The organism is Streptomyces nanhaiensis (assembly GCF_046614825.1).
Taxonomy (GTDB): domain Bacteria; phylum Actinomycetota; class Actinomycetes; order Streptomycetales; family Streptomycetaceae; genus Streptomyces; species Streptomyces radiopugnans.
Map to the genome: position 1 here is coordinate 1 of NZ_JBKJFM010000343.1, position 1225 is coordinate 1225.

1 protein-coding gene and 1 pseudogene are annotated in these 1225 nt (G+C 74.6%); both read right to left on the bottom strand.

Features of this window, described 5'->3' with window-relative positions; genetic code table 11:
- Positions 1-412 (bottom strand): annotated as a pseudogene (locus tag ACLIYP_RS30475) (hypothetical protein); the annotation flags it as partial.
- Positions 413-422: 10 nt separating this feature from the next.
- Entirely contained in the window at positions 423-1118 is a 696-nt protein-coding gene (locus ACLIYP_RS30480) for a TetR/AcrR family transcriptional regulator (RefSeq protein ID WP_412716303.1), read from the bottom strand.
- Positions 1119-1225: the final 107 nt, after the last annotated feature.

A 1225-nucleotide genomic window follows, 5' to 3' on the forward strand; every position in this document is an offset into this window, starting at 1 on the left:
GCCTGCCGTACGGCCGCAGCGCCGGTATCTCCCCGGCCTTCCTGCCGGCCGGCTCCCGCGCGGCGTGCTCCCTCCACCAGGAGGCCAGCACACCGGCGGCACCGGCACCGGCGGCACCGCCGTCCGTCCCGCCGCCCGCGCCCCGCTGCGGGGGCAGCAGGTCGTCCTCCACGGCGGTGCCGCGGACGTGCGCTCCCAGCAGCACGGGCCACAGCCCGGTGGCGTCGCGCACCGGGAGCATCCGCTCCCAGCCGTCCGGCCCGGCGGGCTCGTCGGCGCGCCACAGCAGCGGCTCGGGCAGCCTGCCGAGCACCGTCCGGTCGACCAGCGTGCCCGGCGGCAGCGCCGCCGAGGCCGCGAGCGAGCGCAGACACGGTCGTTCGGTGCTCGGTCCACGGGTCACATGAGTCACGACATCGAAACTACCCGCCCCCGGCACTGCCGGGAACGAGTGCCAGCAGCCGGGACACCAGCTCCGCGAACGGACCGTCGGCGGGTTCCTGCTCCACGACGCGGCGGAGCACCCCGGCCGTCTCCTCGTCGAAAGCGGCCGTCACCGCGGCCAGGGCCAGCAGGTCGTGGACGAGCTGCCGTTCCAGCTCCCGGCGCGGTATCGAGCGGTCGGCCAGCCAGCTCAGCGCCGTGGTCTCGGCGACACCGACCCAGGTGCGGATCACCAGCGACATGCGGGGCCCGGGATCGGTGAGTTCCAGATGGGTCAGGAGCTGGTCGTACGCGGCCTGCCGGACCTCCTCGACCACGGCCTCGCTGCGCACCGAGCCGCCGCGCAGCAGTGCCGAGAAGCCCGGCGCGTGCTCCTCGGCGAAGTCGAAGTAACGTCCCATCACCAGCAGCAGCCGCAGGCTGAACGGGCCCTCGCGCGGTACCCGGAAACGGGCGGACAGCTCGTCGGCCGCCCGCCGTACCGCCGCCTCGTAGAGGCTGTACTTGCCCGGGAAGTAGTGGTAGACCAGCGGCCTCGATATCCCCGCCGCGGTGGCGATGTCGTCGATGGAGACGTCCTCGGGCGGACGGTCGCTGAATAACTTCAGTGCGACGTCGATCAGTTGCTGCCGACGCTCCTCGACACCCATCCTGCGGCGCACCCCGGTGGTCATGGGAACACCCTAGCGAGCGCCGCGTGCCGGCGGCCGCCCCGTCCGCGTGCGGGGGCGGCCGGACGCCGTCCGTGCGCGGCGGCGGCCCGGGGCCGGAGGGGCCGGAG